The organism is Hymenobacter sp. J193 (assembly GCF_024700075.1).
GTDB lineage: Bacteria > Bacteroidota > Bacteroidia > Cytophagales > Hymenobacteraceae > Hymenobacter.
Window position 1 is genome coordinate 459,048 of the sequence record NZ_JAJONE010000001.1, and the last position, 25,665, is coordinate 484,712.

The following is a 25,665-nucleotide window of genomic DNA, read 5'->3' on the forward strand; positions in this document are numbered from 1 at the left end:
GGCAGGTTGGTTGCACGTGAACAAACTCCCCTCCTTACCAAAGGAGGGGCCGCCGCCGCTTCAGCGGCGGCTGGGGTGGTTGCGTCGTCTGGGCCGCTTACACCTAGCTTTTACTTATAATCTCCTAGTATCCCAAAATGCCTGTCGAATCCCCTGCAGCACCCAGGCCAATTGCTCAAACACCAGCTTATTTTCCACCCGCACTACATAAATGCCCAAGCTGCTCAGATAAGCAGTACGCGTTTCGTCTCTTCCCTGACCCACCACATCAAAATGGCCTTGCCCATCCAGCTCTATGGCCAGCCGTTCGGCGGGGCAGTAGAAGTCCAGCACATACGGTCCCACGCTATGCTGTCGCCGAAACTTACGTCCGTCCAGCTGCCCGTTTTGCAGAGACTTCCACAGCGTTGCCTCGGCTGGCGTGAGGTTGCTCCGCAGCTCACGGCGGGAGCCTTTTAGCTCCTGGCGGTTGTGATGGCAGGTGTTGGGCATGAATAAATATACAGTAAGGCGGATGCATATACCAATGCACGATTTGGCACTCTGACGGCGCGGACGGCTCAACCACCCCAGCGGCAGCTTCGCCGCCGCATCCCCTCCTTTGGTAAGGAGGGGAGTTTGTCGTTCTGCCAACATAAAAACACCCATCGGGAATTCCGACGGGTGTTTTTGCTTCTACCCACATGCCGCCTACACGGCCCCATCCATCCGCACGATTTTGGGCGTGAAGGTGCCGAGTACGTCCACTAGGTCCTGCTGGCTTGCCATCACGGTGTGGATGTCTTTGTAGGCCATAGGGGCTTCGTCGAGGCCGCCGCCGATGAGCTCCACGCCGTGCTGCTGCAGGTGGCGGCGCACGTCGGCTTCGCCCAGCTCGGCCTTGGCGCGGGTGCGCGACATCAGCCGGCCCGCCCCGTGGGAAGCGGACCCCAGCGAATCGGCCACGCCCCGGCCGCGCACGATGAAGCCGGGTGCCGTCATGGAGCCGGGGATGATACCCAGCACGCCTTTGCCAGCCGGGGTAGCACCCTTGCGGTGCACAATCACCTCCCGGCCATCGGCGAGGCGCTCCTTCCAGGCGAAGTTGTGGTGGTTTTCCACTTTGGCCAGGGGCCGCTCACCCAGGGCGCGGGCCACGCGCTGATGAATCTGGTGGTGGCAGGCGGAGGCGTAGTCCCCGGCCAGGTTCATGGCCGCCCAGTATTCCTGCCCGGCCTCGGAGTCGAGGGTGAGCCAGGCCAGGTGCTGAGCCTCGGCGGGCAACTTGCAGACGTCCTTGGCCAGGTTGGTGTAGTGCTGGGCCACGGCCGCGCCCAGCCCGCGGGAGCCGGAGTGCGAAAGCAGCCCCAGGTACTGGCCCACCGGCACGCCCATTTCGTTCGTCGCGTCGGTGATTTCGACAATGCCGAACTCCACGAAGTGGTTGCCGGAGCCCGAGGTGCCAATCTGCGCAATGGCCGACTCGTGCTTGTTGCGCAGGAAGGGAATCGAAGCAAACTCGTCGCGTTCCAGCACCTCGTGGCCTATTTTCTGGCCGTGCCGGAACACGTCCCGGTTGCCGAACTTGGTAGTGGTCAGCAGCACGTTGCGCAGCTCCTGCACCCGCTGGGTGAGGTACTGGGGCGGCAAGGCGAAGATGGACAAGGCCATCCGGCAGCCGATATCCACGCCCACGGCGTAGGGAATCACGGCGTTGTCGGTAGCCAGCACGCCGCCGATGGGCAGGCCGTAGCCGAAGTGGGCGTCGGGCATGAGGGCCCCGGCTACCGTCACGGGCAGCTTCATGGCCGTTTCCATCTGGTGAATGGCCCCGGCCTCGATGTGCTCGGCCCCGAACGTGACGTAGGGCTTGCGCTCGGTGAGGGCAATGTGGCGGCTGGGCACGGGCAGCAGCGCGGCGGCCGTGTGGCTCCAGTCGAGGTCGGTGAGGAAGTTGTTGGGGGTTTGCAGAAGGAGGTTGAGCAGCGCCAGCTGATCGGTGTGCGAGAGGCGCTTGAGGTGTTTGCGCTGCAGTTGGGCCAGCGCCAGCCCAATGGCCCGGCCTTCGGGAAATCCGAGCTGGCGAAGGTCGTTGCCGCGTAATTGATTGGCCATACTAGTCGTGCGAACAAAGTCGCGTGAGGTTAAAAAAAGGACTGTGAACGAACTCCCTTCCTTATTCAAGGGTAAAGGAAGAGCTGTGAACGAACTCCCCTCCTTTTTGAAGGAGGGGTGCCCGAAGGGCGGGGTGGTTAACCATGTCAGCAGGAACTGCCTGAATCAGACTGTTTCCAATAGCACGGCACTCCACCTTAAAAAAGGGTGTTTTTCCCTGAGAGCCGGAGCAACAGACCGACCCGCGCACATTGGGGTACACCTGAGGCATACTACCCGACAAGACAGGTCGAAGTAACGCGGGCCTACGGCATCCGGCCGGGAAGGCAGGTAGGTTCGGGCAAGGGGTACAGGTGGGCAGCCTCAGATTTTCAGTCGAAGGAATGCTGCCCGACGCCACCTTGCCCGCCCACCCCTGATTGGGCAACAACTACGCAGCCCGTATGTACTCTAACCAGCTGAGCTACTGCTCCCGAAGAAGCAGGAAGGACTCGAACCTCCGACCCCATCGACCCAATCGAAGTAGGGCGGCGCTACGGCACCAATCAGGAAAATAAGCTGCTTACCGGGGCAAAAAACGGCGGGCGCACATAGGGAATTGCGCTTTCAACCACTCAGCCACATTGCCTTGGGAAAGACAATGACGGGATTCGAACCCGCGAATCTTACGAAACAACTTGCGAAGTAGCGCCCGCCTACGGCACCCGGCAAACAGATGAAAAAACGTTGGGGCAACAGGGCGCCCAGCCTGCATATCCTGCTCTACCAATCTGAGCTACCACAGCCGAAGCGGTGGGCGGGATTCGAACCCGCGACCCGGGCATTAAAAGTGCGAAGTAAGGCTAGGCTACGGCACCCAACGAGTGTGTAAGAATCATTCTGACAGGGCAACAAGCGGAGCGCTCTTATTTACCGGCGCGTCTACATTTCGCCACCCGCTACCCAAAGGCAGCGAGGCAGGGTTTGCACCTGCACGCCTTGCGGCACCAGTTCTGAGCGAAGAAATGCGTTCCTACGGCACCTGTTTGAATGATGAAGAAAAATTCGCCGGGGTAAAAAAGGCCCCACTTCTGCTCTACCATTGAGCTACGGGCCCAGATGTTATAGCAGTTTTGGGAACAATGTAGAGACGCATACTTGCGTCTCATCGTCTGTGCCGCATGTTCAACGAGGAGACGCAAGTATGCGTCTCTACAGCTTCATGACACGGTTTCTGAATCTGCTATCGGTATTGGTGGGCCCGATAAGAGTCGAACTTATAACACGAAGTACGTGAAGGCCACGACACCCGGTGAAGGTATCGGCCACTGGCGCAAGCAAGGGCCGGGGCAACGGGCTGGAAGGCCCATGGGGAGTCGAACCCCGGGCGTGGCTCATGGACCACTGCCCTCAACCAGACGAAGAAATGCCCTCCGACGGCACCCGACCGCCTGCTTGGCCGCGGCGAAAGGAAACAGGCAATAAACCCGACCAGCCTACCAATACTCCGTGGTATGAGCACGGCGAAGAACTAAATCCTCCATCGCAGTTGGGCGAAGCATGGCTGATCTACGGCACTGTTTCCGAAGAATTTTAGGAGAAGGATTTCATGACAGTAAAAAGGTTGGTCAGGTAAGGGCTTGTTCAAAAGCCTGTAAGGTTGCATAAGGCGGCTTCGGGTCGAATACCGCAAAATCGATGCGCCGGAACTGGTTGCGAACCGCTGGTTCGGCCAGGGCCTCGGCAAACAGCTCCGCCATCTGCGCGGGGTCATTGCCGAATACACCGCATCCCCAGGCTCCGAGCACCAGGGCCTCACTCCCGTTTTGGGCGGCTACTGCCAGCACCTGCTGAATCCGGCGCTGCATGGTAGGCACCAGCTGGTCGAGCAGCTCCGGGTTGTTGCGGCGCAGTGCCCCGGCATTCACGGCCGGCGCGGTGATGATGTCCACTTGGTAGGGCTCGGTTAGACACTCGCCTTCATCCGTCAGCAGCACCGGCACGCCGGGTGAGTAAATGAGGTAGTCACTGTACAGGCCATTGAGGTGCGCATTGTGCTGGTACATTTCGGTGAACTGCGCAATGCACGGATATAGTCCCGTGGAGCGCGCCAGGCTTTCTTCCTGGGCCTGGCTGCCGCCCAAAAAGCCCCCGCCCGGGTTGCGGGCCGATGCAAAGTTCAGGCAGGTAACCCGCTGGTACTGGCTGGCCAGATCAGCCGCCGCGGCGAGCGTGGTGGCATGATAGATCCGCACTTCCGCCGGTTTGGTAGCAGCGTCATCGGAGCCTTTCGGGGTCAGCAAAGCGGCTGCTTCCTGCGGCCGGTACAATCGGCTTTCGGCTTCGGCAGTGCGTTGCCAATTGCCAATATCGACTTGGGTGCCGGTAGCCGTTTGGTAGCTTCCCTGCTTTAGCGCGTGGAGCGTTTGGCGGGCTATTTCCTGTCGTTGTTCGCGGTTCATGATGAAAGGTAAAATCGTTTTTGTGGGCGGTGGCCCGGATTGACCGCCGCCCGGCCGCGTAGTGTTAGCAGTTCATAACCATCGGGGCTAACGATAAGCACACGAATAATTCAGCCTAGAATAGCCCTACAGCTCAATCCGCTGGATTTCGGTGAGGGCCGTGCCGCCGTTTTCCAGGGCCTGGAGCACGTCGAACACTTTATCGGACCAGCCGGCCACGAGGGCCACGCCGTCGGCTTCGTGTACCTGCACCGGTGCCGTGCCGTGGCCGGCCAGGTCGAAGAGGTACAGGCGGGCCTGGGGCGCTACGGTGCGGCGGTATTGCCGCCACACTGCAGCCAGGGAGGCATCGTTGCCGGTGCTGTTCCAGAGCTGGCAGTCGGTGAAGATCATCACCTTATCCACCCGCTCGTTGTGGCGGATCAGGTCCTGCACCACCAGGTGGCCGTTGGTGCTGTAGCCTACCTCGCCTTCGCGGCGGTAGAGCTCCTGCACGTTGCGCAGCACCTGGCCCTGAGGCAAGGCCACCCGCTTCCAGGTGTTGCCGAACATGCCGGTTACCACGTGGGCGCAGCGGCTTTGCAGCAGCATGCCCAGCACCAGGCCTACATCGTAGAGCAGCACTTTGCTGCGCGCCGACACCGGCTGCTGCATGGAGCCCGATACGTCGCAGGCAACCACCACCCGCGTTTCGGGGCCGAAGCCGCGCAGGTTGGCAATGGAGTGGCCGATGGCCGTTTCCAGCGCCGCCAGCAAAGCCGCTACGTGACCCGACTGCACCGCCAGCAACTCGCGGTAGGCGGCCAGGTAGCGGAACGGCAGCTGCTTGCTGCGCGCCACGGCCGTGGCATCGGTGAGAGCGGCCACCACCTGCGCCATAGCCCCGGCCGAAACCTCAGCTTCGAGGATGTTGCGCAGGTTGCGCAGCAGGGCCATGTAGCCCAGCTTGCCGCTGCCAATCAGCTCTTCCCACTTCTGGCGGAAGGCCGTTTGCCGGTCCGCCGCCGTGGCGTAGCTCGCCTGTCCCAGGGCCGAAAGCTCGGTTTCCCAGGTGTAGGGCGTGGGCAGCTCGCCGCGTACCAGCTGGTCGAACAGGTGTTGCTGCTCGGGGCTTTTGGCGGCGGGGTGCACCAGAAACAGGGCGTCGCGGAGGCGCACCTGGCCGGCCCGGTCATACTTGGCAAGCTGGTAGCCGTCGAAGCGGTTGAAGGAAAGCGCAAGGCCTTTCTGCAGCTGCTTCGACAGGCGGTTGAGCTGCTTGGTGCCCTGGCGCTGGTTGGCCAGGGCGTAGAAAGCCAGCAGCTCCGTGATTTCGTCGGCGCGCTGTACTACGCGGGCTACCAGGCGGCTCACCAGGTTGTCGCCGCGGTGGATCTGGGCCAGCTCCACGGCCAGCACCAGGGGCACGGTGCGCAGATAGAGTTTCTCACGGGCATACACGGCCAGCTGGGCCACGAAGCGTGGGTCGTTGCGCGCCACCAGCTCACGCAGGCGCTGCAGGCGGGTATCGGCTTTTTTCGTAGAACTGGTCGCTGAGGGCAGCCGTGGCAACGGCGGCGTACAGCTCCAAGGCCGGCGTGAGTTGGTAAGCCACGGCCCCCTCGTGGTTCACCACGGCGGCCGGCTGAGTTTTGCGGAAGCTAAAGTTGAAACGCATGAGGGAGTGGTAAAAGGATGAGAAGAATGGAAGTGCGGCCAAACGGCGGCCCAGGTAGCTGCCACCACTACGTGGTCAGCGGGTTGGCAAGGCCGCTACAGGTACTTGGCCAGGGTTAGCTGGGCGTCGCGGGCCCAGCGTTTCAGCCAGTACCGTTCGTCCTCGTTGAGGCCCCGATTGTAGCGGCCACGGACCTGGACAATCTGGCGGTTGGGCAGCACCTCCAGCGTGAGGGCTCGTGCGCCCTCAATTTTAAGCGAGAAAATGCCACAGCGCCCTTGCTGGCAGGATTGCAGATAGGAGGCCACGCAGTGGCGCAGGGCCCGGCCCTCATCCACCAGTTCACTGTAAGTCCGCAGCTGACTGATGCGCACCCGCTCGTCTTCGCCACTGACGAAGTCGGGGATGGGCAGCGGCACCCAGGTGGCCGTGAGCAAGTGTCCGGCGTGCCGGGGCATCCGGCTTAGCTTCTGGTGCCACTGCTCCACCGCCGCCAGCATACCCGCCATGGTGCGGCCTTGCAGCGAGAAACCCGGCTGCGGCGGCTCCGGCTCGATGCCTACCGTGCGTTTATGGTGAATCCAGTCGCAGACGGGCCCGAAGTGACGTGGGTCGACCATGGGCGAGGCCGCAAAGAAATCCGCCACACGCAGCCAGAACTCGTCGTCGGGGCCTATTTCGCGGCCCAGCCGGGATTCCAGCACCGGCCCTATCCACGCCAGAGCACCCCGGGCTGCCAGCTGACCGTAGCGCAAGGCTTCGAGGAAGCTGCAGCCTCCGGGAGCCCGCCGCATTTCGTGCTCCAGGCGCTTGGTGAGAGGTACCGGCACGCTCGCAAAGCTGCGCAGCGCCCGGCCACTGCCCAAGTGAATGGTTAGCTCCCGCAGATCTACGCCACTATGCTGAAACTGGCCGCTGCTCCAGGGCTCCAGCACCCACTGCGGTACGTCGCCGTACTGGTCGAAAAGGTGGCGCAGCAGGCTATCCAGCTGCCGGAACACGTTGCGGCTGCCGGGCTGCCAGTCGTCCAGCTCCCGCACCCGAAACAGGTAGTAGCGGGTGAGGCCGCCCACGGCGGCCACCGTGTCGGGCCGCTGCAGCAGGTCGGTGCGCTTGGCCGCTAGCTCCAGCAGTACTTTACGCGTCACTTGCCGCTCGGTAAGCGTGCGGCCCAGCACCCAGTGCTCAAAGCGGCCAAGCAGCGGCGAGCGGGGTTCTACCTGTTGCTGAAGCTCGGCCAGCGTGTAAAAAGAAAACAGAAACTCTATTTGCCGGGCCGCCGACCATTTGCGCCAGTCGACGCGGCGGGTAAGCGCGGTTAGGGAGTGGCAGGCAGCCTGGGCCTGTCGGGGAGGGGGTTTGTGGCGGTTAGCCATCGGTCGGGGTTGCCCTCACGGGGTCGTTTACCGATTGAAAAATCAGATGCAGTTGGCGCCGGGGGCGCGGTCGGATAAAGCAGAATGCGGAAACCTTCGTACATACCGAGTCGAAAAAAAGGGCGTGAGAAATCAGCCAGGTATTCGCGCACGAATACTGGCGTTTTAGAAACTATTTATTTGAAAAATTAAGGCAATACTTTTCCGTATTACCTTATCAAAGGCAATAAAACAGAAAGTGAAAACCCGAAGTATTAATTTAGTTTTTGCTGCCTGGATTTAGCTGCTACACTTTTCGCAGCCGCGTTTTCGGCTTTGAATAAGCGAGCAGTCAGACAAGCTAAGCGCAGTAGGATACCGGGTAGCAAAGGCCCGGGTAGCGACGGGCATAGAGCGCAACTGGGTGGGCGTAAGCATGGGGATGCAGGAGAATGGGTAACAGATAGTTGAAAAACGAAACGCCCGAATCTGGCAGGATTCGGGCGTTTCGCGGTAGGATGCTCTATCGGTAGAACTTCACCTTGCTGCTGACGCGCCGAACCCCGGCTGGATCTTGCTATCCAGCATTGATGGGGTAACTGCTAATTTATTGTAGTGCCGGCGCATGACGAGGGAAGTGTTAGAAACTGTACTTGTGGGCTTTTGAACGGATCAAAGGTAGAAAGGTTATTTTGTTCTAACTAAATTTTTCATAAAATATTTTCAATTATTTTTATTCGCCTTAGCCATGATCATGTTTAAGAAAATAATAACCCGATGACCATCGTTATTTCAGAGCAATTACAGACTATCACCAGCGTTATTTAATCATTAGTAAATAGCGCGTACAGCGTGGAGAGACGTGTATTCGCGTCTCATGGTTGAACAGCACCCGGCGCGGACGGCGAGACGCAAGTATGCGTCTCTACACAAATGGGAAACCGCAGCGGCGCCGCTAACCGGGCGGGCCACCCCACGTAAAGTAGCGCCATGCCCTGCCTTGCTTCCTCCGAAAACTACTCCATCACCCTGCCCGAAGGTCACCGCTTCCCCATTGCCAAGTACGCCCTCATTCGGGAGCAGCTGCTGTGGCAGGGCATTGCGCAGCCCGCCGACATCTACGACCCCGGCCTGGCTTCCGAGGAAGACATTCTGCGCGTGCATTTGGACGAGTATTGGTACAAGGTGAAGGAGCTGCGCCTCTCCCCCGCCGAGGTGCGCCGGCTGGGTTTGCCCCAAAGCCCCGAGCTAGTGCGTCGCTCCCTGAGCAGTGTAGCCGGTACGGTGGAGTCGGCGCGGCGGGCCCTGCAGGATGGCATTGGTCTGAGCCTAGCGGGCGGCACCCACCACGCGTTCCGGGACCGGGGCGAAGGATTCTGCGTGCTCAACGACATTGCTGTGGCCGCCGCCCATTTGCTTTATCACCAACTGGCCCGGCAAATACTCGTGGTGGACCTGGACGTGCACCAGGGCGACGGCACGGCCAGCATTTTCCAGCACGAGCCGCGCGTGTTCACCTTTTCCATGCACGCCGGCGCCAACTACCCCCTGCGCAAAGAGCAGTCGGACCTGGACGTAGCCCTGGCGCTGGGCACCGACGATGCCACCTACCTGCGTATTCTGCGTGAGACGCTGCCGCGCCTGCTAAGCGAAGTGCAGCCTGATTTCATCTTCTTTCAGGCTGGCGTGGACGTGCTGGCCACCGACAAGCTGGGCAAGCTGGCCCTCACCCAGGAGGGTTGCCGCCAGCGCGACGAGTTTGTGCTGCGCCTCTGCCGCCAGCACGAGCTGCCCGTGACCGTCAGCATGGGCGGCGGCTACTCCGAGCTGCTCCGCGACATCGTGGACGCGCACTGCAACACGTTCCGGGTGGCGTATGAGGTGTATGGGTGACAGGTGACAGGTGACAGGTGACAGGTGACAGGTGACAAAGCTCTCCAGCCTCGCCTCAAAAGCCGGCAACCGGAGCCTCGTTTTGTGTTGCAGATGCGGCGGTTTGTATAGTCCGGTTGGGGACGTAGTGCGGGACCTTTGTGCCGGACAAAGGCCAGGAGCTTTTGTCTTTCATCTCGCAACCAACCCCAAGCACCATGAGCACCATCAAACAAGTACCCCTGGGCAGCCAGGGCCTCACCGTATCCGTGGAAGGCCTGGGCTGCATGGGCATGACCGGCGGCATCAACGGCATGAGCGTGTACGGCGCGGCCGACGAGGCCGAAAGTCTGGCGACCCTGCACCGCGCCCGGGAATTGGGCGTGACCATGCTCGACACGGCCGACCTCTACGGCCCTATGCTCAACGAGCGGCTGATTGCCAAAGCCCTGGCCGGCCGCCGGCAGGAATACACCGTAGCCACCAAGTTCGGCTTCGAAGTAGACGAACAGGAGAACTGGACCGGGGGCTACAACGGCCGCCCCGAATACGTGCGCAAAAGCATTGAACGCTCCCTGCGCAACCTGGGCACCGACTACGTGGACCTGTACTACCTGCACCGCCTCGACCCCAACACGCCCATCGAAGACACGGTGGGTGCCATGAGCCGGCTGGTGGAAGAAGGCAAGGTGCGCTACCTGGGCCTCTCGGAAGTACCGGCCGACATCCTGCGCCGGGCCCACGCTGTGCATCCTATTTCGGCCCTGGAGTCGGAGTATTCCCTGTTCGATCGGCGCGTGGAGGACGAGGGCATTATTGCAGCGGCGCGTGAGTTGGGCATCGGTTTCGTGGCGTACTCGCCACTAGGCCGGGGCTTTCTGTCCGGCGACATCAAAACGCCCGACGACTTCGAGCCCACCGACTCCCGCCGCCTGTTCCCGCGCTACCAGGGCGAAAACTTCTACAAGAACCTGGAGCTGGTGGAAAAGCTCAAAACCCTGGCCGCCGCTAAGGATGTGACGCCCGCCCAGCTGGCCCTGGCCTGGGTGCTGGCCCAGGATGTGGTGGTGATTCCCGGCACCAAGCGCCGCAAGTATCTGGAGCAGAACGTGGCCGCCGCCAGCGTCGTGCTGACTCCGCAGGAGCTGGCCGACCTCGACGCCATTATGCCCGTAGGCAGCGCCGCCGGCGCCGCCTATCCAGATGGCTTCTGATTTTGTTGTACCTATAATCGTCCGTCATTCTGAGCGAAGTCGAGAAATCTCGCGTGCTGATGTTGCAATGCTATTCTGACGTCAGCACGCAAGATCCCTCGACTTCGCTCGGAATGACGTTTTAACGAAGCGGTAGAGATGCTTCGACTCCACTCAGCATGACGGTGACGTTAGCAACATCAGCATTCGAGATGCCTCCGCTACGCTCGGCATGACGTTCAACTCATTCTCTTCCCTATGAAACCACCCGCCAAAGACTTTCGCCTACTGGCTACTGTTTCAGATTTCACCCAGCACTTTGGGTTTCCGGCGCCGGCGCACCCGCTGCTTACGGTGGTTGATCTGGCGAAAACGCGCCACCTCACGCCGCCTACCGGCCCGGCGCTGCGGCAGCTCTACATCATTGCGCTCAAGAAAAACCTGAAGGGCAACATCCGGTACGGACACCGCGCCTACGACTTCAACGCGGGCGTGCTGGCATTTTACGCCCCGGGGCAGCTTTGCGAAGGCAACGACGGGCTGGATATTTCGGAGATAAGCGGCTGGATGCTGGTGTTTCACCCCGACCTGCTGCACCGCTACCCGCTGGGCAAGAAGATGGCCGGCTACGGGTTTTTCTCCTACCAGGTACACGAGGCCCTGCACCTTTCCGAGCGTGAGGAGCAAGCCCTGGAAAGCCTGATGGACAACATCCGTCGCGAGTACGAGCAGCCCATCGACGCCTTCAGCCAGGACGTGCTGGTCTCGCAGCTGGAGGTGCTGCTGAGCTACGCCAACCGCTTTTACCACCGGCAATTCCTCACGCGCCGGCCCGCCGAGCACGATTTGCTTTCCCGTTTTGAGGAGTTGCTCACCGCCTACTTCCGCCAGGACACCGGGCAGCCCCTGCCCACGGTGCAGCACTTTGCCGATGCCCTGCACGTGTCGCCGGCTTACCTGAGCGACATGCTGCGCACCCTCACGGGCCAGAACACCCAGCAGCACATTCACCAGGCCCTTATTGAGAAAGCCAAAACCCTGCTGCTGGGCACCTCCCTTACCATCAACGAAACCGCTTTCCAACTGGGGTTCGAGTACCCACAGTATTTCACCCGTCTGTTCAAAAGCAAAACCGGCCAGACGCCGGCTGCCTTCCGGTTCTCGGCCCAGTAGAGCCCGCGGCGGCCGCTCCTTACCTTTGCGGGCATGAACCTGCACAACCCGCTTACCGACCTGCCCGCCGCCAACCAGCTGCCTACGCCCGCCCCCACCGAAGCACCTGGCACCCCGGCCCAGCAGGCGTTTCGGGAGGCGGTGGCGCAGGTAGAAGGCCTTAGGCAGCGGCTGCGCGAGCTGCAGCAGGAGCAGGCCGAGGCGCGCCGCCGCTACTGGCAGCAGGTAGGGCCCGCCGCCCAGGAAGTGGTACGCGCCCGCCAGGCGCTATTTGCCCCGCTGGAGGAAGCCTTGCTGCTGGGCTATTTCAGTCGCCTGGAGGAACAGCAGATTACGGCTTTGCTGATAGGCAATGCCCGCGCCCTGCAAAACCGATTCGGGGAAGATGCCGCCGAAATCCTGCGCAAGTATGCCCCGCGCCGCCGCGCCGATGATAATGATGAGGACGCAGAAGCCCCCCGTGCCGCCCGCTGCTGCCCCCGAGCTCCTTGACCCCACCCTTCCCCCGCACGAGCAGGCCGCGGCCGCGGCACGTGCCCGGCGCAAAACCAGGCAGCAGAAAGCCGAAGAGGCTGCCGCCTACCAAGCCCGCGCCCAGGAGCAGGTGCTTTTGTCGAACACCAAGACCCTCTACCGTCAGCTGGCCCGTACTCACCACCCCGACCTGACCCAGGACGACGCCATTCGGGAGCAGCGCAACCAGCTCATGCAGCGCATCACGGAGGCCTACGAAACCAACGACCTCTACACCTTGCTGCAGCTCCTGTCCGAGTCGGCACCCGCGGCGGCTACCGACGATACCCTACTGCTACGCTACACCCAGGCCCTGCACCAACAGCAGCTGGACCTGAAAACCCAACTGAACGAGCTCAAATTCGGCGACAACGGCTTCAGCGGCACCACCGGCAAAAAGCGCGAGCAGGAAATCCGCCAGCTCAAGCGCCACCTCCGCGCCGAGGCCGAGTACCTCCACCACGTCCACCACCTGATCCAGGAGCCCACCGGTCTGCGCGAAGTCCTCCGCGAGTTGGCAGCTGAAGGCCACGACACAGTGTGAGGGTGGTGGATGGTTTTATGGTTGAATAAAAGTATTCGGGTGCTGCAGCTCGACCAGCTGCGCAGGCCCGCTGGTAGGCGACGCGCCCAGCTGGCAAGGTTCAGCACAGCTTTTCGTCATGCTGACTGCTCGATGCATTTCAACCAACTAAGCACGCCTATTCGAACGCCTATGAAAGACGCGTAGCCTATCAGTTGGCTACAGACTTACTCGCTTGCGCCGGCACAAGGGCCTGCGCAAGCAATAGCAGTTTCCCTTCCAACTCTTTTGCGGCCTGAGCACAGGCCGTTTCTATCTTCGAGAACAGGGAGAGCAGCCCGGTCATGACTTCCTGGCTGGCTCCATCACCGACGGAAATCAGGTTCACGGCCATAGCCTGAATGGATTTGGTGATATTCTCAAACTCCGGGTCCATGCCCATGGTGGCAAAGGTGGGAATGATGGAATGCGTAGCTCGTTTCAGGGCCATCCAGTCTTTTTCGGCAATAGCCTGTTTCATGGTTTGCACCAGCTGCGGAATCTCCTGCAGGTACAGGCCAATCATTTCAGCCATGCGGGCGTCGCTCTTGGTGATGCGTTTCAGGTAGTCGAAGTTGACGCAGGTCTGGGGCTGCGTCGGCACGTTAACGGCAGACAGCGCAGCCGTTTGGTCGGCGTCAGACTGCTTCAGGTACTTGATGATTTTGCTGTAGAGCAGCTTGTCGTCAATTGGTTTGGAGATGTAGTCATTCATGCCTACAGCCTTGCATTTCTCCACGTCTACCGTGGTCACATCGGCCGTGAGGGCAATGATGGGCACGTTCAGGCGCAGCTCGTTGCGAATGTATTCGGTGGCTTCAAACCCGTTCATCACGGGCATCTGCAAGTCCATGAGCACGATGTCGTAGCGGGTCGTACGCAGCTTCTCCAGGGCAATTTTGCCGTTGCCGGCTACTTCCATCTCAAAGCCGAAGTCCTCGAGCAGCGTTTTCATCAGCAGCTGGTTGAGGGCTATGTCTTCCACCACCAGGATTTTGACGTTTTTGAAACCCTCTTCCCGCTCAATATTCAGGTTGATGTCCGCGCTGGCTTTTTCCAGCGTTTTGGCAAAGCTCAGGATGAAACTGAACATGGATCCTACCCCCACCTTGCTTTTCACGTTGATAGTGCCCCCCTGGGGCTCCACCAGATTTTTCACGATGGCCAGGCCCAGCCCCGTGCCGCCGTACAAGCGGCTGGTGCCGCTGGTCGCCTGCTGAAAATCGTCGAATACGGTATCCAGCTTGCTTTCCTCGATGCCAATACCAGTGTCGGTAACCGCAAACTCGAGGATGACCTTTTCCTTGTCCTGCACCAGCATGCGCACGCCCACGGTGATGGTGCCTTCGCTCGTAAACTTGACGGCGTTGCTTACCAGATTCAGGATAACCTGATGCAGGCGCACGGGGTCACCCACCAGCACGTCCGGGATTTTGGTATCGTAGTCCATCACCAGTTCCAGGTTTTTCTCCTGAATCTTGGTTTCGAACAAGTGCACCATAGCCGTTACCGACGACGCGAGCTTGAACGGGATTTTCTCAAAGGTCATCCTGCCGGCATCTACTTTGGCCAGATCCAGAATATCGTTGATGAGTACAATCAGCGTGTCGCCGCTGAGTTTGATGGCCGTCAGGTATTCCCGCTGCTTATCGGTCAGCTCCGTTTTCAGAACCACCTTCGTGAAGCCGATGATGGCGTTCATGGGCGTCCGAATCTCATGGCTCATGTTGCTGAGGAACTGCTGCTTGGCTTTCACCGCGCTTTCGGCTTTGGCCTGGGCTTCCTCGGCCAGCACGGTGGCACGCTCGGCCGCAAATTTGGCTTCAATGAGCTCCGTGGCAATGCGCTTCTGGTCGGTCACGTCGCGGGCTACAATCACCACGCCCAGCACTTTGCCCTCGTCATTTTTGTACACCGACCCGTTGAAGAGCACATCGGTCAGCTTGCCGTTTTTGTGGCGGAGGGTGAGGGGTGAGTCAGCCACCGTACCTTTGGCAAACACTTCCTGGTACACCTCACGCGCCATCTGCGGGTCGGTGAAGTACACGAAGAAGTCGGAGCCAATGAGCTGCTCGCGGTCCATGCCAGTGATGTACACCGTGGCCATATTCATGTCCGTGATTTTGCCTTCCGGGCTGATGGTCACCAGCGGGTCGCGGCTGGCCTCAATCAGGCCCCGGGCGTAGTTGGCCACGCGCAGCTCGGCCGCCCGCTTCACTTTCTCATCGTTCTGAAAGGCCAGCTCTTTATTGGCAATGACCAACTCCGCCGCGCGCTTCTCCTTCTCGTCATTCTGAAACGCCAGCTCAATGTTGGCAATGCTCAATTCTTGAGCCCGTTTCTCTTTCTCGTCGTTCTGAAAGGCCAGCTCCGCATTCGCAATGATTAACTCCTGGGCCCGCTTCTCTTTTTCGTCGTTCTGAAACGCCAGCTCTTTGTTGGCTATACCCAGCTCGGCAGCGCGCTTTTCCTTTTCGTCGTTTTGGAAAGCAAGTTCAGTGTTGGCAATGCTCAGCTCCGCCGCCCGCTTCTCCTTCTCGTCATTCTGAAACGCCAGTTCGGTGTTGGCAACGCCTAATTCCTGGGCGCGCTTCTCCTTCTCGTCATTCTGAAAAGCCAGCTCAGTGTTTGCGATTATGAGTTCCTGCGCCCGCTTTTCCTTCTCGTTGTTCTGAAAGGCTAATTCCTCATTGGCGACGCTCAGCTCCTGCGCCCTTTTTTCTTTCTCGTCGTTCTGGAATGCCAATTCTTCATTGGCGATGCTCAACTCATCGGCCCGCTTTTCCTTTTCGTTGTGCTGAAACGCCAGTTCTTTGTTGGCAATGCCCAGCTCCGTAGCCCAGTTTTTCTCGGCTACTTCCCGGGCTACCAACACCGCTCCCAGGGCCTTTCCCTGTTCGTCCCTGTTTACGGAGCCATCAACCAAAACCTCCGTCAGGCTGCCGTTGGTGTGGCGGAGCATAAACGGCACGTTGCTGATTGTCCCCTCCGCCATTACCTGCTGGTAGGCTGCCCGCACCAGTTCTGGCTCGGTAAATAAGTTGAAAAAGTCACTCCCCATCAACACGTCCCGGTCTACACCCGTCAGGGTCACGGCGGCCTCGTTAATATCAAGGACAATGCCCTTCAGATTCAGGGTAACCAGTAAATCCTGGCTGGCCTCAATCAGCTGCCGGTACTTTTTTTCGCTTTCTTTCATCGGGTGAATTCACCAGCCCCAGGGAGCAGGTGTTGGCAGGATGCTTATTGCTTGTGGTGTGAGCTGCCCTGCTGGCGGGATATAAGCCCCCACCTGACATTGCTGATAAGTAGAGGCTTAGTGCAAAAAACAGCACAAGCACATGACTTATATAGATCTGATTATCATGTAAGGTAACGCTTTCTTATTTAAGAATATTTATATTATAAGTATCCAGCCTGTTCTCCTGAGCGCGACCTGAACACTTAGCGTAAACCTAGACGAGCAATAGACCCGCGGGGCATCAGCCAAGCCTGCTGGAGGCTTCAAACCGGGTAGCGCCGGCGCTACCCGGTTTGAATAAACGCGCCACCTGCTAGTCTGCCACTTTCTGCCTCATTGCTGCGTTGGCCTGGCTTCAACTGGTAACCCGCTCTGGCAGGCACGACATTCCGCGCATCAGGCGGCATCGATCCGTCTTGGGCAACGCACCCAGCCCTGAAACGTGAAAAGCTCTTACCCGTGCGCAACGGGTAAGAGCCTTCTGGTAAAAGAACGTGAAGCACATTTCAGAGGACGGATTGCTTCGCGCTGCTCGCAATGACAGTGTTTCTTCACCCATTTACCCATTCCACCACCTCCCCTATCACCCCTTCATCCCGCATGATGCGGTTGTGGCCCAGGCCGGTGGTGGCGCGAAAGGTCAGAGCCGGCCAGTTGGCGGCAATTTCCTCGGCCTCGGCGAAGGGAATGCTCTCATCGGCACGGTCGTGGAAAAGCAGGGCGCGGCCGGCCGGGAACTGGCGGCCCACCTGGATGAGGCTAAAGCTTTCGGCGTCGCGGCCGTGCTGCTCCTGGATGTGGCGGCCCATGCGCGCAACCACGGCCGGGGGCAGGTGCAGGAGCGCGGCGAAGCGCTGGGCCACCGCCGTAGTGCTGCCCGGCGCAGCCAGCAGCACCAGGCGCGGCAGCTCCCCATCGGTGGCCTGGTTGAACCGCACCGGCACGCCCACCGTGGCCGCCGCCCCAAAGGAGTGCGCCACCACTGCGTACACCTCGCCCACCGCATCGGCCACGGCCTGCACGGCGCGGGCAAATGACGGCAGCGTGGTGCGCCGGCCGCTGGAGGCCCCGTGGGCCGGCCCATCGAGGGCCACTACGCGGTAGCCCGCCGCTACCAGCCCGGCCGCCATAGCGCCCCAGAAGCTGGCCCGGTGCTCCCAGCCGTGCACCAGCAGCACCGTGCGCTGGCCGGCCGGGTTCCACTCATAGGCCGCAAGGGTGTAGCCCCCACTTGGCACCGTGAAGCGCTGCGCCCCGGCCAGGGCCGCCGCTTCCCAGTGCTTCTCGGGCAGCCGCCGCGGCGTGGTGAACAGGCGCCAGGCCGCCCCAAACGCCCATTCCGTGGATACGGCCGCCTGCAGCTGCAGCTTCAGGCGCAGCAGTTTCAGGGCAGCGGGCTCAGGCGAAGCTGGTTGGGGTTGGGTTCTTGGCCATGCGGCAAAGCTACGCAGGGAGGGGCGGCGGCAGCCTTGGAGCTTCTGTAATGTCTAATTTAACTATCCTCCTACTCTAAGAGCGTGTTTGGGAATTTATGAAAACGTCGTTTCTGTCATGCTGAGCCTGCCGAAGCATCTCTACCGCTTCGTTGAAAAAGCCCCAAACGAAGCGGTAGAGATGCTTCGGCAGGCTCAGCATGACGTTCTTTTCAAATTCCCAAACACGCTCTAATTAGGAGTATTCCACTGTATTAAATTCGTGTTGACAATAACTCCTTAACCATTACTACTCTGCGGCATTACTTAATATTGGATCTATCTATTAAAAGATTTAATATAACTAAATGGCTTACCAAAGTATTTTATTTTGTCTTTTTTTATATTATTATGCAATGTCACAACATCAAGTGAAATCAATGCTTTATTGAGTCTTATTATTTGCTTTTCCCTGTTTTTGTCAAGACGCTTAATTGAATTATAAAAGCTATTTCCATTACTCAACAATTTAAAGCCTGAAGACCAACACATTTGAGGCTCACCTTTTACACCAATTTGTGGCCTTCCCACAGACATAGATATAAGCTTATTTGTAACCCTATAAACAATTTGTCTTCTAGATATTTTTACATGAGAATAATCAAAGGCAAGTTTTTTCTTTTTAAATTTCACTGATTTAATAACAGAATCAACTACAGCTATTTGCTTCATCATCTCAGATTTAACGGATTTTGATCTAATTCTTATATAGCCATCATACCGTAATTGATAGCCCACAAATGACAACCAAGGAACACTTCCTGCTTCAAGTAAAGGATTCGCCCAACGGTAAGGAGCTTTTGATTTTTGTTTCCAAAAATCTTTGTTATAAGCGCTTATATTTACTGGATCATGAGCAATAAGTTTAGATTTTTGCAAAGCAAAATAATATCTATCTAGTGCTTTCTGGCAACTAGATTGATCTGAATGCACTATTATCATATCATCACAGTATCTCAAGTATAACATATCATCCCTCTCGCCATCCAGTACTGACGTATCTACATTATGCATTATCAAGTTAGCTATTAAGCATGAAATAGCTCCACCTTGGGGCACTCCAATACATATAGACACATCTTCTTTTGGATATAGCTTATAAAATTCATTCTCCCCTAACCATTCAAAAGATATTTTTTTTCTTCTTCTCTTTGATAATTCAATTTCTTGCTCCTTTACGTACTTGTTAAATGAATATGAATCTAAGTATGCCTTATACCAATTTATTGCCCTTTCATCAACTTTTATCGAGTTTAATGAAGCTCTTGCAATTGCTTCGTTAAGAACTTCTATTGCCAAATTATGATTAACACAATCAAAAAATTTCTTTATATCACATTCCGCAGCCCATAATTTTTTATATCCATATTCTTTTTGATATTGTATTATTCTACTCACTGTTCCATGATGTGTATTATCGACTACTGTCTTCTTTTTAGAAGAACGGAAGGCTACTGCACAATTATGCAAATCACTATCAAATACATCTGTTAAGTACTTAGCGACTCTACTTATAATTATTTTATCAACATAATCATATAATGCAATAGGCCTGTACGTTTGATTGACTTCATCTTTTAACACAGGAAATATAACTGGTTTTTTCAGAAAATAAACATTATTAATGCAAGATTTTTTTTGGATTTCTTCTACTTTATTAAAAAGTTTAATAAGCCATTCAGGCGCAATTATTAAACCTTTGTTAACTTTCTCTAAGCAAATGAATACTGTCTTTAAAAGACTGTATTCATAAATTTTAGAACTGCTTTTTCCCTTCCTCTCTTTTGCACTAGGTCTTACCCAAGCCCTCCTACTTGGAAAAAAATCTGCCATTTTTAATTCAGGCATTTTTTCATGCTCTGAACTGATATTTCTCAAAAAATGAATCTCTTCTTCTTTTTTTGATTCAGAAATTCTAGCTGATACTAGGCATTTAATTATTTCTTTTCTGGAAAAATAGCTTTCAAAAGACATCATAAATAAATAACAGAAGGTAGTAGTGGGCGCCAACGGCTAATGAATTGGCAATTGAATCGCTTGTATTGTTTTTGTTTCCAAAGTTGAGCAATTCTAAACGTAATGAGACTGGGGAGTCAGGGGTTAGCCTAACTTTGTTTCCACTTTGTTCAGTCGCAACCGATAGCAAGCACATTAAGCAATGATTGCTCCTATCGTCACTACTTCCTTCTGTTATTTAACAAGTTCTTATTTGCCCTTGCAGTGCAAATATGCAACATTTCCAAAGATGACAATCTTTTTTGCAAAAGTTCTATAGCAGATTCAGGAACGGTGTATAGACGCATATTACACCATTCTTGAATCCGCTATAAAAGTGATTAGTTATTACCTCACTAACCAAAGGCCCCGCCGCAACCGCGCTGGGGCCTTTTCACGCCCAACAATCGTCCGGCTCCTCCTTTCCACCCGGAGAGAAGGCCGGGTGGGTGAGGCCCCTACCGCACCACCCACCGTCCCTCCCCGTCCACCTGCTCCAGGAGCACCAGCAGATACGGGGCTTCGGCGTCGCCCAAGGGGCCGTAGTCGGAGAGGTGTACGTCGGTTTTGTGCTTTACCAGCAGGCCCTGGCCCTCGGCGGGGCGGGCCGTGGGTTCGGCGGCCGTATAGTAGCGCAGGGCAATGCCCTTGCCGCTGCGGTTGCCCAGCGTGAGGGAAGTCAGGCCGGCCGTGCGCCGGTCAAACACCAGCACCGGCTGGTTGTAGTGGGCCACACCCCGGTACTGGGGCGTGCGGCGGGCAGCGGTTTTCACCAGGCGGCGCACGGCCTCGTACTGGGCCACCAGCTCGGGGTGCTTCAGGCGCTGAGCCAGCACCAGCGGGTCCAGCTGCTCGTCCAGCACCGCTTTGGCCTCTTCCAGCAAGGTTTCCAGCGTGTCGGTAGCGGTGCTGGCGCCCGTAATCACCTGCCGGGCCTCGCCCTGCGTGTCGGTCAGCGTCTTGATGTCAGCCTGCAGGGCAGTGCGCACCTTGGGGTCGTAGCCCGCGTCGGTCAGGTCGGTGGCGGCCAGGGTGCCTACGGCTTCATCAATGCGGCGCAGGTAGCGCAACAGCTCAGCATCCTTGCCCGCCAGCGTTTTACTGAGCGGCTGCTTTAGCTCCCCGCGTAGGGCGGCATCGGGGGTAAGCGCCACTACCAGCAGGCGCAGCGCCTCCGCTTTGCCGGCCGCCTCGGCCTTCACTTGTCGGCGGTCCTGGGTGATTTCGGTCGTGTTCTGGTCCTGGGCCGCAGCCGCCGTTTGCAGCCGCGTCACCACGGCGGCCAGCGCCACCCGCCCGGCCCCGATGCGTTTAATGGCCGCCAGCGCGGCCCCATCTTCAGCCAGGAAGCGCAGCACGGCTCCATACATGGTTAACTGGTTTTGTTGATAAGTCTTCATACTAATTGGGATTGGAGATGATTATCAGCCTTTTCACCCGAAAAAGCTCCTCAATATATTCATCCTTTAATAGTTTGCAAGCCCCTTGTCCCATAGCAGCAAGGCGCCACCACCTCACCCACCGCTCCGACCATCCTTCCCACCGTTCCTACCATTCTTCCGCGCGCTCCTACCAACCTTCCGCACGTTCCTACCAGCCTTCCGTATGATCCTACTGCCTCCCCGCACGTTCCCACCATCATTCCGATAGGTTCCACCGCCTCGCCGGCCGCTCCTGCCACCTTCACCCAGGTCCCTTCTACGCCAAACCACCCGCCCCCACTGGCGCGAGTTTAGCGTAGCGTAACTCGTGACCAGCCATGATTGGGAGGCTGCGCCTCCCCCGCACCACGAAACCACCGCCCGAACAAGCCGCGCAAAACCAGTTTGCCGCTGACGCGGCAGTGGAGGCCCAGCCTCCACACCATAGCCCGGCACGAGTTACGCTGCGCTAAACTCGCGCCAGCCCCGACGGCATAAGCATCCAAAAAAGGCCCCGCCGCAAACGCGCCAGGGCCTTTTCACGTCCAACAATCGGCAGGCTCCCCCTCTCCACCCGAAGAGAAGGCCGGGGATATGGCCCCTACGGCAGGCCGCCCCCGCCCATAGCGCCGTACACCTGTCCGGTAGCGTAGCTAGCGCCGGGGTCGGCGAGCTGCACGTAGATGGAGGCCAGCTCTGCCGGCTGCCCCGGCCGGCCCAGGGGCTTGTCGCCCCCGAACTTCACCAGGTTTTCCTGGGTAGAGCCCCCGCTCACCTGCAGGGGCGTCCAGATGGGGCCGGGCGCCACTCCATTCACCCGAATGCCCTTCGGCCCCAGCTGCTTGGCCAGGGAGCGGATGTAGTTGGAGGTAGCGGCCTTGGTCTGGGCATAGTCGTAGAGGTTGGCCGAGGGGTCCATGGCCTGCTCGGAGGTGGTACCGATGATGGCCGAGCCCGGCTTGAGGTGGGGCAGCGCGGCCTTGATAATCCAGAACGGGGCGTAGATGTTGGTTTTCATTGTCGCGTCGAAGTCCTCGGTGCTGAGGTCAAGAATCGACTGGCGCTGCTGCTGCCGGGCGGCGTTGTTCACCACAATATCCAGCCCACCCAGCTGCTTCACGGCCTCTTCCACCAGTTTTTTGCAGAAGGTTTCGTCGCGCAGGTCGCCGGGAATGGCTACGGCCTTCTGCCCGGCCTGCCTGATAAGGGCTATAACCTCTTTGGCGTCGGCTTCCTCGGCCGGCAGGTAGTTGATGGCCACGTCGGCGCCCTCGCGGGCGTAGGCAATGGCGGCCGCGCGGCCCATGCCCGAGTCGCCGCCCGTAATCAGGGCTTTGCGGCCCTTCAGGCGGTCCGAGCCTTTGTAGCTTTTCTCGCCGTGGTCGGGCCTGGGCTCCATCTGCCCGGCCAGCCCCGGCCAGGGCTGCTGCTGGCTTTTAAACGGCGGCCTGGGGTACTTGGTAGTAGGGTCCTGGAGCGGCTCAGCCGCGGGGCTGCTGGCGGCTTCGGCATCCAGCACGGGCGCTACGGCGGCCACGGCCAGGCTGGCGCCCAGCCCACTGATGACCTGGCGCCGGCTCAGCGTGTTTTCCTCTTTCATAAGATTGGGTTGCGGTGCGGTTGGTTGTGCTTTTCCTTACGCACGGCGGCGGCTTTAAGGTGCGAAGCGCCGGCCGCGCCGGGCCTGTTTTCTGCCAGGTTGGCGCCGAAGGTTGCAACCTCCGCCGGCCGCCGGGGCTCCTGCCTTTGCCCGGCCCGTAGAAGCCGGCCGCCTGCTATGCCCACACTTCTCCGCCTTCTTGGATGCCTTCCGCTGCTTGCCGCGGGGCTTGTCTCCTGCCAGAAAAACGACCTTGATGCGTCCGCCCCCATGGCCGAGCAGGTAGTGCCCCTGCGCGTAGGCAGCACCTGGGTGTACCGCCGCTACGCCTTCGATGCCAACGGCACCGCCATCGACAGCACCACCACCACCCGCTCCGTGGTGCGCGACACCATTATCGACCGGCACATCTGGTACATCCTCAGCACCAAGGAGCTGGTGCAGAACAACCACAACGGCTACGTGCGCTACAACCCCGCCGACCCCGAGGGCATCATCGTCTACGCCAATGCGGGTTTCGGGGGCTCCATTGGCTACAATTACCAGTACCCCGACTATTCCCTGTGGGTGCTCACCTGGCGCGGCGCGCAGCCGGCGCCCGTGGCCACCTCCTGGCACCGCTACCATGCCATCCGCTACGATATTGAGCTGCAGTACCTCTACCCCGGCCAGGCCACGCCCCTCATTCAGAAGCGCGAAGAGTACGTGGCCCCCGGCTTGGGCTTGGCACACGCCAACTACTACGCCCGCGAAACCGGCCAGCTGCTGCAGCGCCTGGAGCTTCTCAGCTTCACGCAGTAGCGGGCAGAGTCAGCCTACATCAGGTAATACTCCCCGGCCTGCACCGGGGCGGGCACTTCGGGGTCGGCCACCAGCTGCTTGAGGTTGATTTCGATGGTACGGGCAATGGCCGTCACGGGCGTATCGGTGGGTTTGTTGGTGAAGGGGTCCTGCAGGTAGCGGGCGGTGCGCTCCAGCAGAAAAAACGTGGAAGCCGTAACCAGCAGCACCGGAATTTCCCAGAGCCCCATCGTTTCCACCAGTCCCAGGGAAAGTGTCATCAGAAACAGGTAGATGAAGAAGTGCACCAGCAGCCGGTAGCTTACCGGAAACACCGTGCTGTTGATGCGCTCAGCCTTGCCCATGGCGTCGCAGAGGCGCACCAGGGTACTATCCAGCTGCACCTGCTGGAAGTCGTTGAGGGCCTGCTGCCGGTAGAGGCTGCGGATGTGCTCGGTGTGCAAAGCCAGCAGGGCCAGGGGCTTGTTGCGGTGGGGCTGCACGTACTTCTGCTCGGGGCGGGGCAGGTATTTTTCCAGCGTGGCGGTGGTATCCTGTCCGCGCAGCGCCTCGCCCAGGCTGTAGCACCAGGCTATCTGCCGGTAGGCAATGGCCTTCAGCGGCGACTCCCCATCCGGCGGATGCAGCACGGCCTCGGCCACAAAGCCCTTGATTTGCAGCACCAGGGAGCGGGAGTCATTCACGATGGCGCCCCAGACCTTGCGCGCCTCCCACCACCGGTCGTACGACTGATTGAGCGTGAAGGCCAGCAGCAGGGAAATGCAGCTCCCCAGGATGGTAGGCAGCTGCAGCGGAATGCGCGGCAGGTAATCCACAAAAAACATCTTCAGCAGCTGAAACACTACTGAAATCAGCAGAACCCGGATAACGTCGGGCTTGATGCGGGTGAAAATGTAGGAGACGGGCAGCTTGGTGTCAAGTAACATAGGGCAACAGGAGGTAAGCCACGCGGCCAGAGCCAACAGGAAATGAGGGAAAAGAACTGAAGGAAGTGCGGCCGAATACCCCCGGCCATTAGCGGGGGAGCGGCTACGGCACGCCCAGGGGCCCGTGGCTATCCAGGGGCGGAATGGCCAGCACGGGGCCCGGGCGGGTATCCGTCTGCACCGCATACAGGAATGGCTCCTGCTGCAGCTCACCGGGCAGCGGGCGCAGGCCCTCGGGCGTGAGCTGGTAGCGCAGCTGCATCTCGTATTCCGAGAAGCCCCGGCGCAGGTCTACGCCCAGGTCGTGCAGTACGCCGCCGGTGCGGTCGTATACCCAGCCGTGCAGCTGGGGCACGTTGCCCCGCCCGGCCCAGGATTGCCGCAGCTCATACAGCTGCCCGATGATGTGCAGGCGTACCAGGCGGGCGTGGCGCTCCTGGTCGGTTTCCGGTTCGCCGGTTTCAGCCGGGGCCGGGCTTTCGCGCACGGCCGTAAGCCAGCTGCGCCCCGTTGCGGCCTCCACCGAAGCGGCGGGGGCGGCGGCAGGCTGTCCTTCATAGTGCCCGCACAGCACTATATGCTCTACCTGCAGCTCCTCCACCGCGTACCGGAGCACAGCCGGCAGGCTTAGCTCGGTGCTAACCACCACGTTAGCGGCGGAGCGCGGGCCAAACACCTGCCGGGGCTCCACGCCTGGCCCGGCCACGCCGGCAACCGGTGCCTCAGAAAAGCCTACGAACAGAAACCGGGGCGGCACCGCCGGTACGGCGGGAGGATAATCGGCGAGCTGCTGCAGCTTGTTGGCCACCCAGTTGCGCTGGGCAAAAAGCGGGTAAAAGGCCGTGAATTCCTGTTCCCGAAAACTCAGCCGGGGCTGGTCGGCCAGGTGGCGGGCGTAGTCGGCGGCCCGGCGCAGCAGCAGCAGTCGGATGTTGCGCGGCCGGGCCCTTTCCCGGAACAGCTCAATAACGCTCAGCACATCGGGGTCGATAAAGGCGGACAAGGTGCCGTCTATTTCCACGGTGGTATTGGCGGGCACTTTATTGAGGGTGGTCAGCATGGTGGCTTTGTGCAGAAACGACACGTGCTGGCCCAGGCGAAGCTGCTGCAGGCCCGGCTGCAGTCGGGTGGCCGAAGCCGGGCGGCGGGCGGGCCGCCACTTTTTGCGCAGCTGCCAGCCCAGGCCTGCCAGCACCCCCACCAGGCCCAGGCCCAGCGAAGAAGTCAGCAGCAGGTTGGCCGGCAGAGCAAGCAACAGGAAAGGCAGGAAAGTCGTCAGCATAGGTGAGAGGAAAACGGCATGAAAGTTTCAGCGCTACTTTAACAGCAGCGAAAAGCAGTAGACCGGG

At 59.0% G+C, this 25,665-nt stretch carries 19 protein-coding genes; 6 read left to right on the forward strand and 13 right to left on the reverse strand.

The genetic code is table 11. The features are described 5' to 3' along the window. Window positions 1–114: 114 nt before the first annotated feature. The 6 genes from LRS06_RS02055 to LRS06_RS02080 form a co-directional block, all read right to left on the reverse strand. Window positions 115–492, reverse strand: a complete 378-nt coding sequence (locus tag LRS06_RS02055; protein ID WP_257869941.1) for an endonuclease domain-containing protein — start codon at window positions 490–492, stop codon at window positions 115–117. A 198-nt stretch (window positions 493–690) separates the two neighbouring features. Continuing rightward, window positions 691–2,094 carry an RtcB family protein gene (locus LRS06_RS02060; RefSeq protein ID WP_257869942.1) on the reverse strand — a complete coding sequence of 468 codons (1,404 nt, stop codon included), beginning with the start codon at window positions 2,092–2,094 and terminating at the stop codon, window positions 691–693. Between the two features lie 1,607 nt (window positions 2,095–3,701). After that, a complete protein-coding gene (locus LRS06_RS02065) occupies window positions 3,702–4,535 on the reverse strand; it encodes a TIGR02452 family protein (protein ID WP_257869943.1) in 834 nt (277 codons plus the stop codon). A gap of 126 nt (window positions 4,536–4,661) precedes the next feature. Beyond that, window positions 4,662–6,086, reverse strand: a complete 1,425-nt coding sequence (locus LRS06_RS02070) for a TROVE domain-containing protein (protein WP_257869944.1) — start codon at window positions 6,084–6,086, stop codon at window positions 4,662–4,664. After that, window positions 6,019–6,192 carry a hypothetical protein gene (locus LRS06_RS02075; RefSeq protein ID WP_257869945.1) on the reverse strand — a complete coding sequence of 58 codons (174 nt, stop codon included), beginning with the start codon at window positions 6,190–6,192 and terminating at the stop codon, window positions 6,019–6,021. Before LRS06_RS02075 ends, LRS06_RS02070 begins: the two co-directional genes overlap by 68 nt. 95 nt (window positions 6,193–6,287) lie before the next feature. After that, window positions 6,288–7,568, reverse strand: a complete 1,281-nt coding sequence (locus LRS06_RS02080; protein ID WP_257869946.1) for a PcfJ domain-containing protein — start codon at window positions 7,566–7,568, stop codon at window positions 6,288–6,290. 969 nt (window positions 7,569–8,537) lie between these two features. Here LRS06_RS02080 and LRS06_RS02085 point away from each other — a divergent pair. From LRS06_RS02085 to LRS06_RS02105, 5 genes are all read left to right on the forward strand, one after another. Next, window positions 8,538–9,440: a histone deacetylase gene (locus tag LRS06_RS02085; protein WP_257869947.1), complete on the forward strand. Its 903-nt coding sequence runs from the start codon at window positions 8,538–8,540 to the stop codon at window positions 9,438–9,440. A gap of 197 nt (window positions 9,441–9,637) precedes the next feature. Further along, complete coding sequence (locus LRS06_RS02090; protein ID WP_257869948.1) at window positions 9,638–10,633, forward strand: aldo/keto reductase; 996 nt, start codon at window positions 9,638–9,640, stop codon at window positions 10,631–10,633. A 237-nt stretch (window positions 10,634–10,870) separates the two neighbouring features. Next, window positions 10,871–11,785, forward strand: coding sequence for an AraC family transcriptional regulator (locus LRS06_RS02095; protein ID WP_257869949.1), 915 nt, complete (start codon window positions 10,871–10,873; stop codon window positions 11,783–11,785). Window positions 11,786–11,818: 33 nt separating this feature from the next. Beyond that, window positions 11,819–12,277, forward strand: a complete 459-nt coding sequence (locus LRS06_RS02100) for a hypothetical protein (protein ID WP_257869950.1) — start codon at window positions 11,819–11,821, stop codon at window positions 12,275–12,277. Next, window positions 12,195–12,842, forward strand: coding sequence for a J domain-containing protein (locus LRS06_RS02105; protein ID WP_257869951.1), 648 nt, complete (start codon window positions 12,195–12,197; stop codon window positions 12,840–12,842). Before LRS06_RS02100 ends, LRS06_RS02105 begins: the two co-directional genes overlap by 83 nt. A gap of 190 nt (window positions 12,843–13,032) precedes the next feature. Here the strand turns inward: LRS06_RS02105 and LRS06_RS02110 are convergent, their stop codons facing one another. The 5 genes from LRS06_RS02110 to LRS06_RS02130 all read right to left on the reverse strand — a co-directional run bounded on the left by LRS06_RS02110 (window position 13,033) and on the right by LRS06_RS02130 (window position 22,589). Further along, window positions 13,033–16,059, reverse strand: a complete 3,027-nt coding sequence (locus tag LRS06_RS02110; RefSeq protein ID WP_257869952.1) for a PAS domain S-box protein — start codon at window positions 16,057–16,059, stop codon at window positions 13,033–13,035. Window positions 16,060–16,652: 593 nt separating this feature from the next. Further along, window positions 16,653–17,339 (reverse strand): alpha/beta hydrolase, encoded by a 687-nt coding sequence (locus LRS06_RS02115; protein ID WP_257869953.1) that lies wholly within the window; start codon window positions 17,337–17,339, stop codon window positions 16,653–16,655. Window positions 17,340–17,852: 513 nt separating this feature from the next. Further along, window positions 17,853–19,550 (reverse strand): reverse transcriptase domain-containing protein, encoded by a 1,698-nt coding sequence (locus tag LRS06_RS02120; protein WP_257869954.1) that lies wholly within the window; start codon window positions 19,548–19,550, stop codon window positions 17,853–17,855. A gap of 476 nt (window positions 19,551–20,026) precedes the next feature. After that, a complete protein-coding gene (locus LRS06_RS02125) occupies window positions 20,027–20,968 on the reverse strand; it encodes a hypothetical protein (RefSeq protein WP_257869955.1) in 942 nt (313 codons plus the stop codon). A 622-nt stretch (window positions 20,969–21,590) separates the two neighbouring features. Then, window positions 21,591–22,589 (reverse strand): SDR family oxidoreductase, encoded by a 999-nt coding sequence (locus LRS06_RS02130; RefSeq protein WP_257869956.1) that lies wholly within the window; start codon window positions 22,587–22,589, stop codon window positions 21,591–21,593. A gap of 177 nt (window positions 22,590–22,766) precedes the next feature. On the opposite strand from LRS06_RS02130, the gene LRS06_RS02135 reads away from it, so the two are divergent. Continuing rightward, complete coding sequence (locus LRS06_RS02135; protein ID WP_257869957.1) at window positions 22,767–23,390, forward strand: hypothetical protein; 624 nt, start codon at window positions 22,767–22,769, stop codon at window positions 23,388–23,390. A 14-nt stretch (window positions 23,391–23,404) separates the two neighbouring features. Here the strand turns inward: LRS06_RS02135 and LRS06_RS02140 are convergent, their stop codons facing one another. Then, a complete protein-coding gene (locus LRS06_RS02140; RefSeq protein ID WP_257869958.1) occupies window positions 23,405–24,316 on the reverse strand; it encodes a bestrophin family protein in 912 nt (303 codons plus the stop codon). Window positions 24,317–24,419: 103 nt separating this feature from the next. Then, window positions 24,420–25,598 (reverse strand): carbonic anhydrase, encoded by a 1,179-nt coding sequence (locus tag LRS06_RS02145; protein ID WP_257869959.1) that lies wholly within the window; start codon window positions 25,596–25,598, stop codon window positions 24,420–24,422. Between the last annotated feature and the right edge of the window lie 67 nt (window positions 25,599–25,665).

What these genes read in the sequence shown, in the direction of transcription:
- LRS06_RS02065 (WP_257869943.1), bottom strand. Translation starts at nt 4,535, where the DNA reads ATGAACCGCGAACAACGACAGGAAATAGCCCGCCAAACGCTCCACGCG.
- LRS06_RS02075 (WP_257869945.1), bottom strand. Translation starts at nt 6,192, where the DNA reads ATGCGTTTCAACTTTAGCTTCCGCAAAACTCAGCCGGCCGCCGTGGTG.
- LRS06_RS02100 (WP_257869950.1), top strand. Translation starts at nt 11,819, where the DNA reads ATGAACCTGCACAACCCGCTTACCGACCTGCCCGCCGCCAACCAGCTG.
- LRS06_RS02130 (WP_257869956.1), bottom strand. Translation starts at nt 22,589, where the DNA reads ATGAAAGAGGAAAACACGCTGAGCCGGCGCCAGGTCATCAGTGGGCTG.
- LRS06_RS02095 (WP_257869949.1), top strand. Translation starts at nt 10,871, where the DNA reads ATGAAACCACCCGCCAAAGACTTTCGCCTACTGGCTACTGTTTCAGAT.
- LRS06_RS02120 (WP_257869954.1), bottom strand. Translation starts at nt 19,550, where the DNA reads ATGATGTCTTTTGAAAGCTATTTTTCCAGAAAAGAAATAATTAAATGC.
- LRS06_RS02140 (WP_257869958.1), bottom strand. Translation starts at nt 24,316, where the DNA reads ATGTTACTTGACACCAAGCTGCCCGTCTCCTACATTTTCACCCGCATC.
- LRS06_RS02110 (WP_257869952.1), bottom strand. Translation starts at nt 16,059, where the DNA reads ATGAAAGAAAGCGAAAAAAAGTACCGGCAGCTGATTGAGGCCAGCCAG.
- LRS06_RS02125 (WP_257869955.1), bottom strand. Translation starts at nt 20,968, where the DNA reads ATGAAGACTTATCAACAAAACCAGTTAACCATGTATGGAGCCGTGCTG.
- LRS06_RS02080 (WP_257869946.1), bottom strand. Translation starts at nt 7,568, where the DNA reads ATGGCTAACCGCCACAAACCCCCTCCCCGACAGGCCCAGGCTGCCTGC.
- LRS06_RS02105 (WP_257869951.1), top strand. Translation starts at nt 12,195, where the DNA reads ATGCCCCGCGCCGCCGCGCCGATGATAATGATGAGGACGCAGAAGCCC.
- LRS06_RS02055 (WP_257869941.1), bottom strand. Translation starts at nt 492, where the DNA reads ATGCCCAACACCTGCCATCACAACCGCCAGGAGCTAAAAGGCTCCCGC.
- LRS06_RS02135 (WP_257869957.1), top strand. Translation starts at nt 22,767, where the DNA reads ATGCCCACACTTCTCCGCCTTCTTGGATGCCTTCCGCTGCTTGCCGCG.
- LRS06_RS02145 (WP_257869959.1), bottom strand. Translation starts at nt 25,598, where the DNA reads ATGCTGACGACTTTCCTGCCTTTCCTGTTGCTTGCTCTGCCGGCCAAC.
- LRS06_RS02085 (WP_257869947.1), top strand. Translation starts at nt 8,538, where the DNA reads ATGCCCTGCCTTGCTTCCTCCGAAAACTACTCCATCACCCTGCCCGAA.
- LRS06_RS02060 (WP_257869942.1), bottom strand. Translation starts at nt 2,094, where the DNA reads ATGGCCAATCAATTACGCGGCAACGACCTTCGCCAGCTCGGATTTCCC.
- LRS06_RS02090 (WP_257869948.1), top strand. Translation starts at nt 9,638, where the DNA reads ATGAGCACCATCAAACAAGTACCCCTGGGCAGCCAGGGCCTCACCGTA.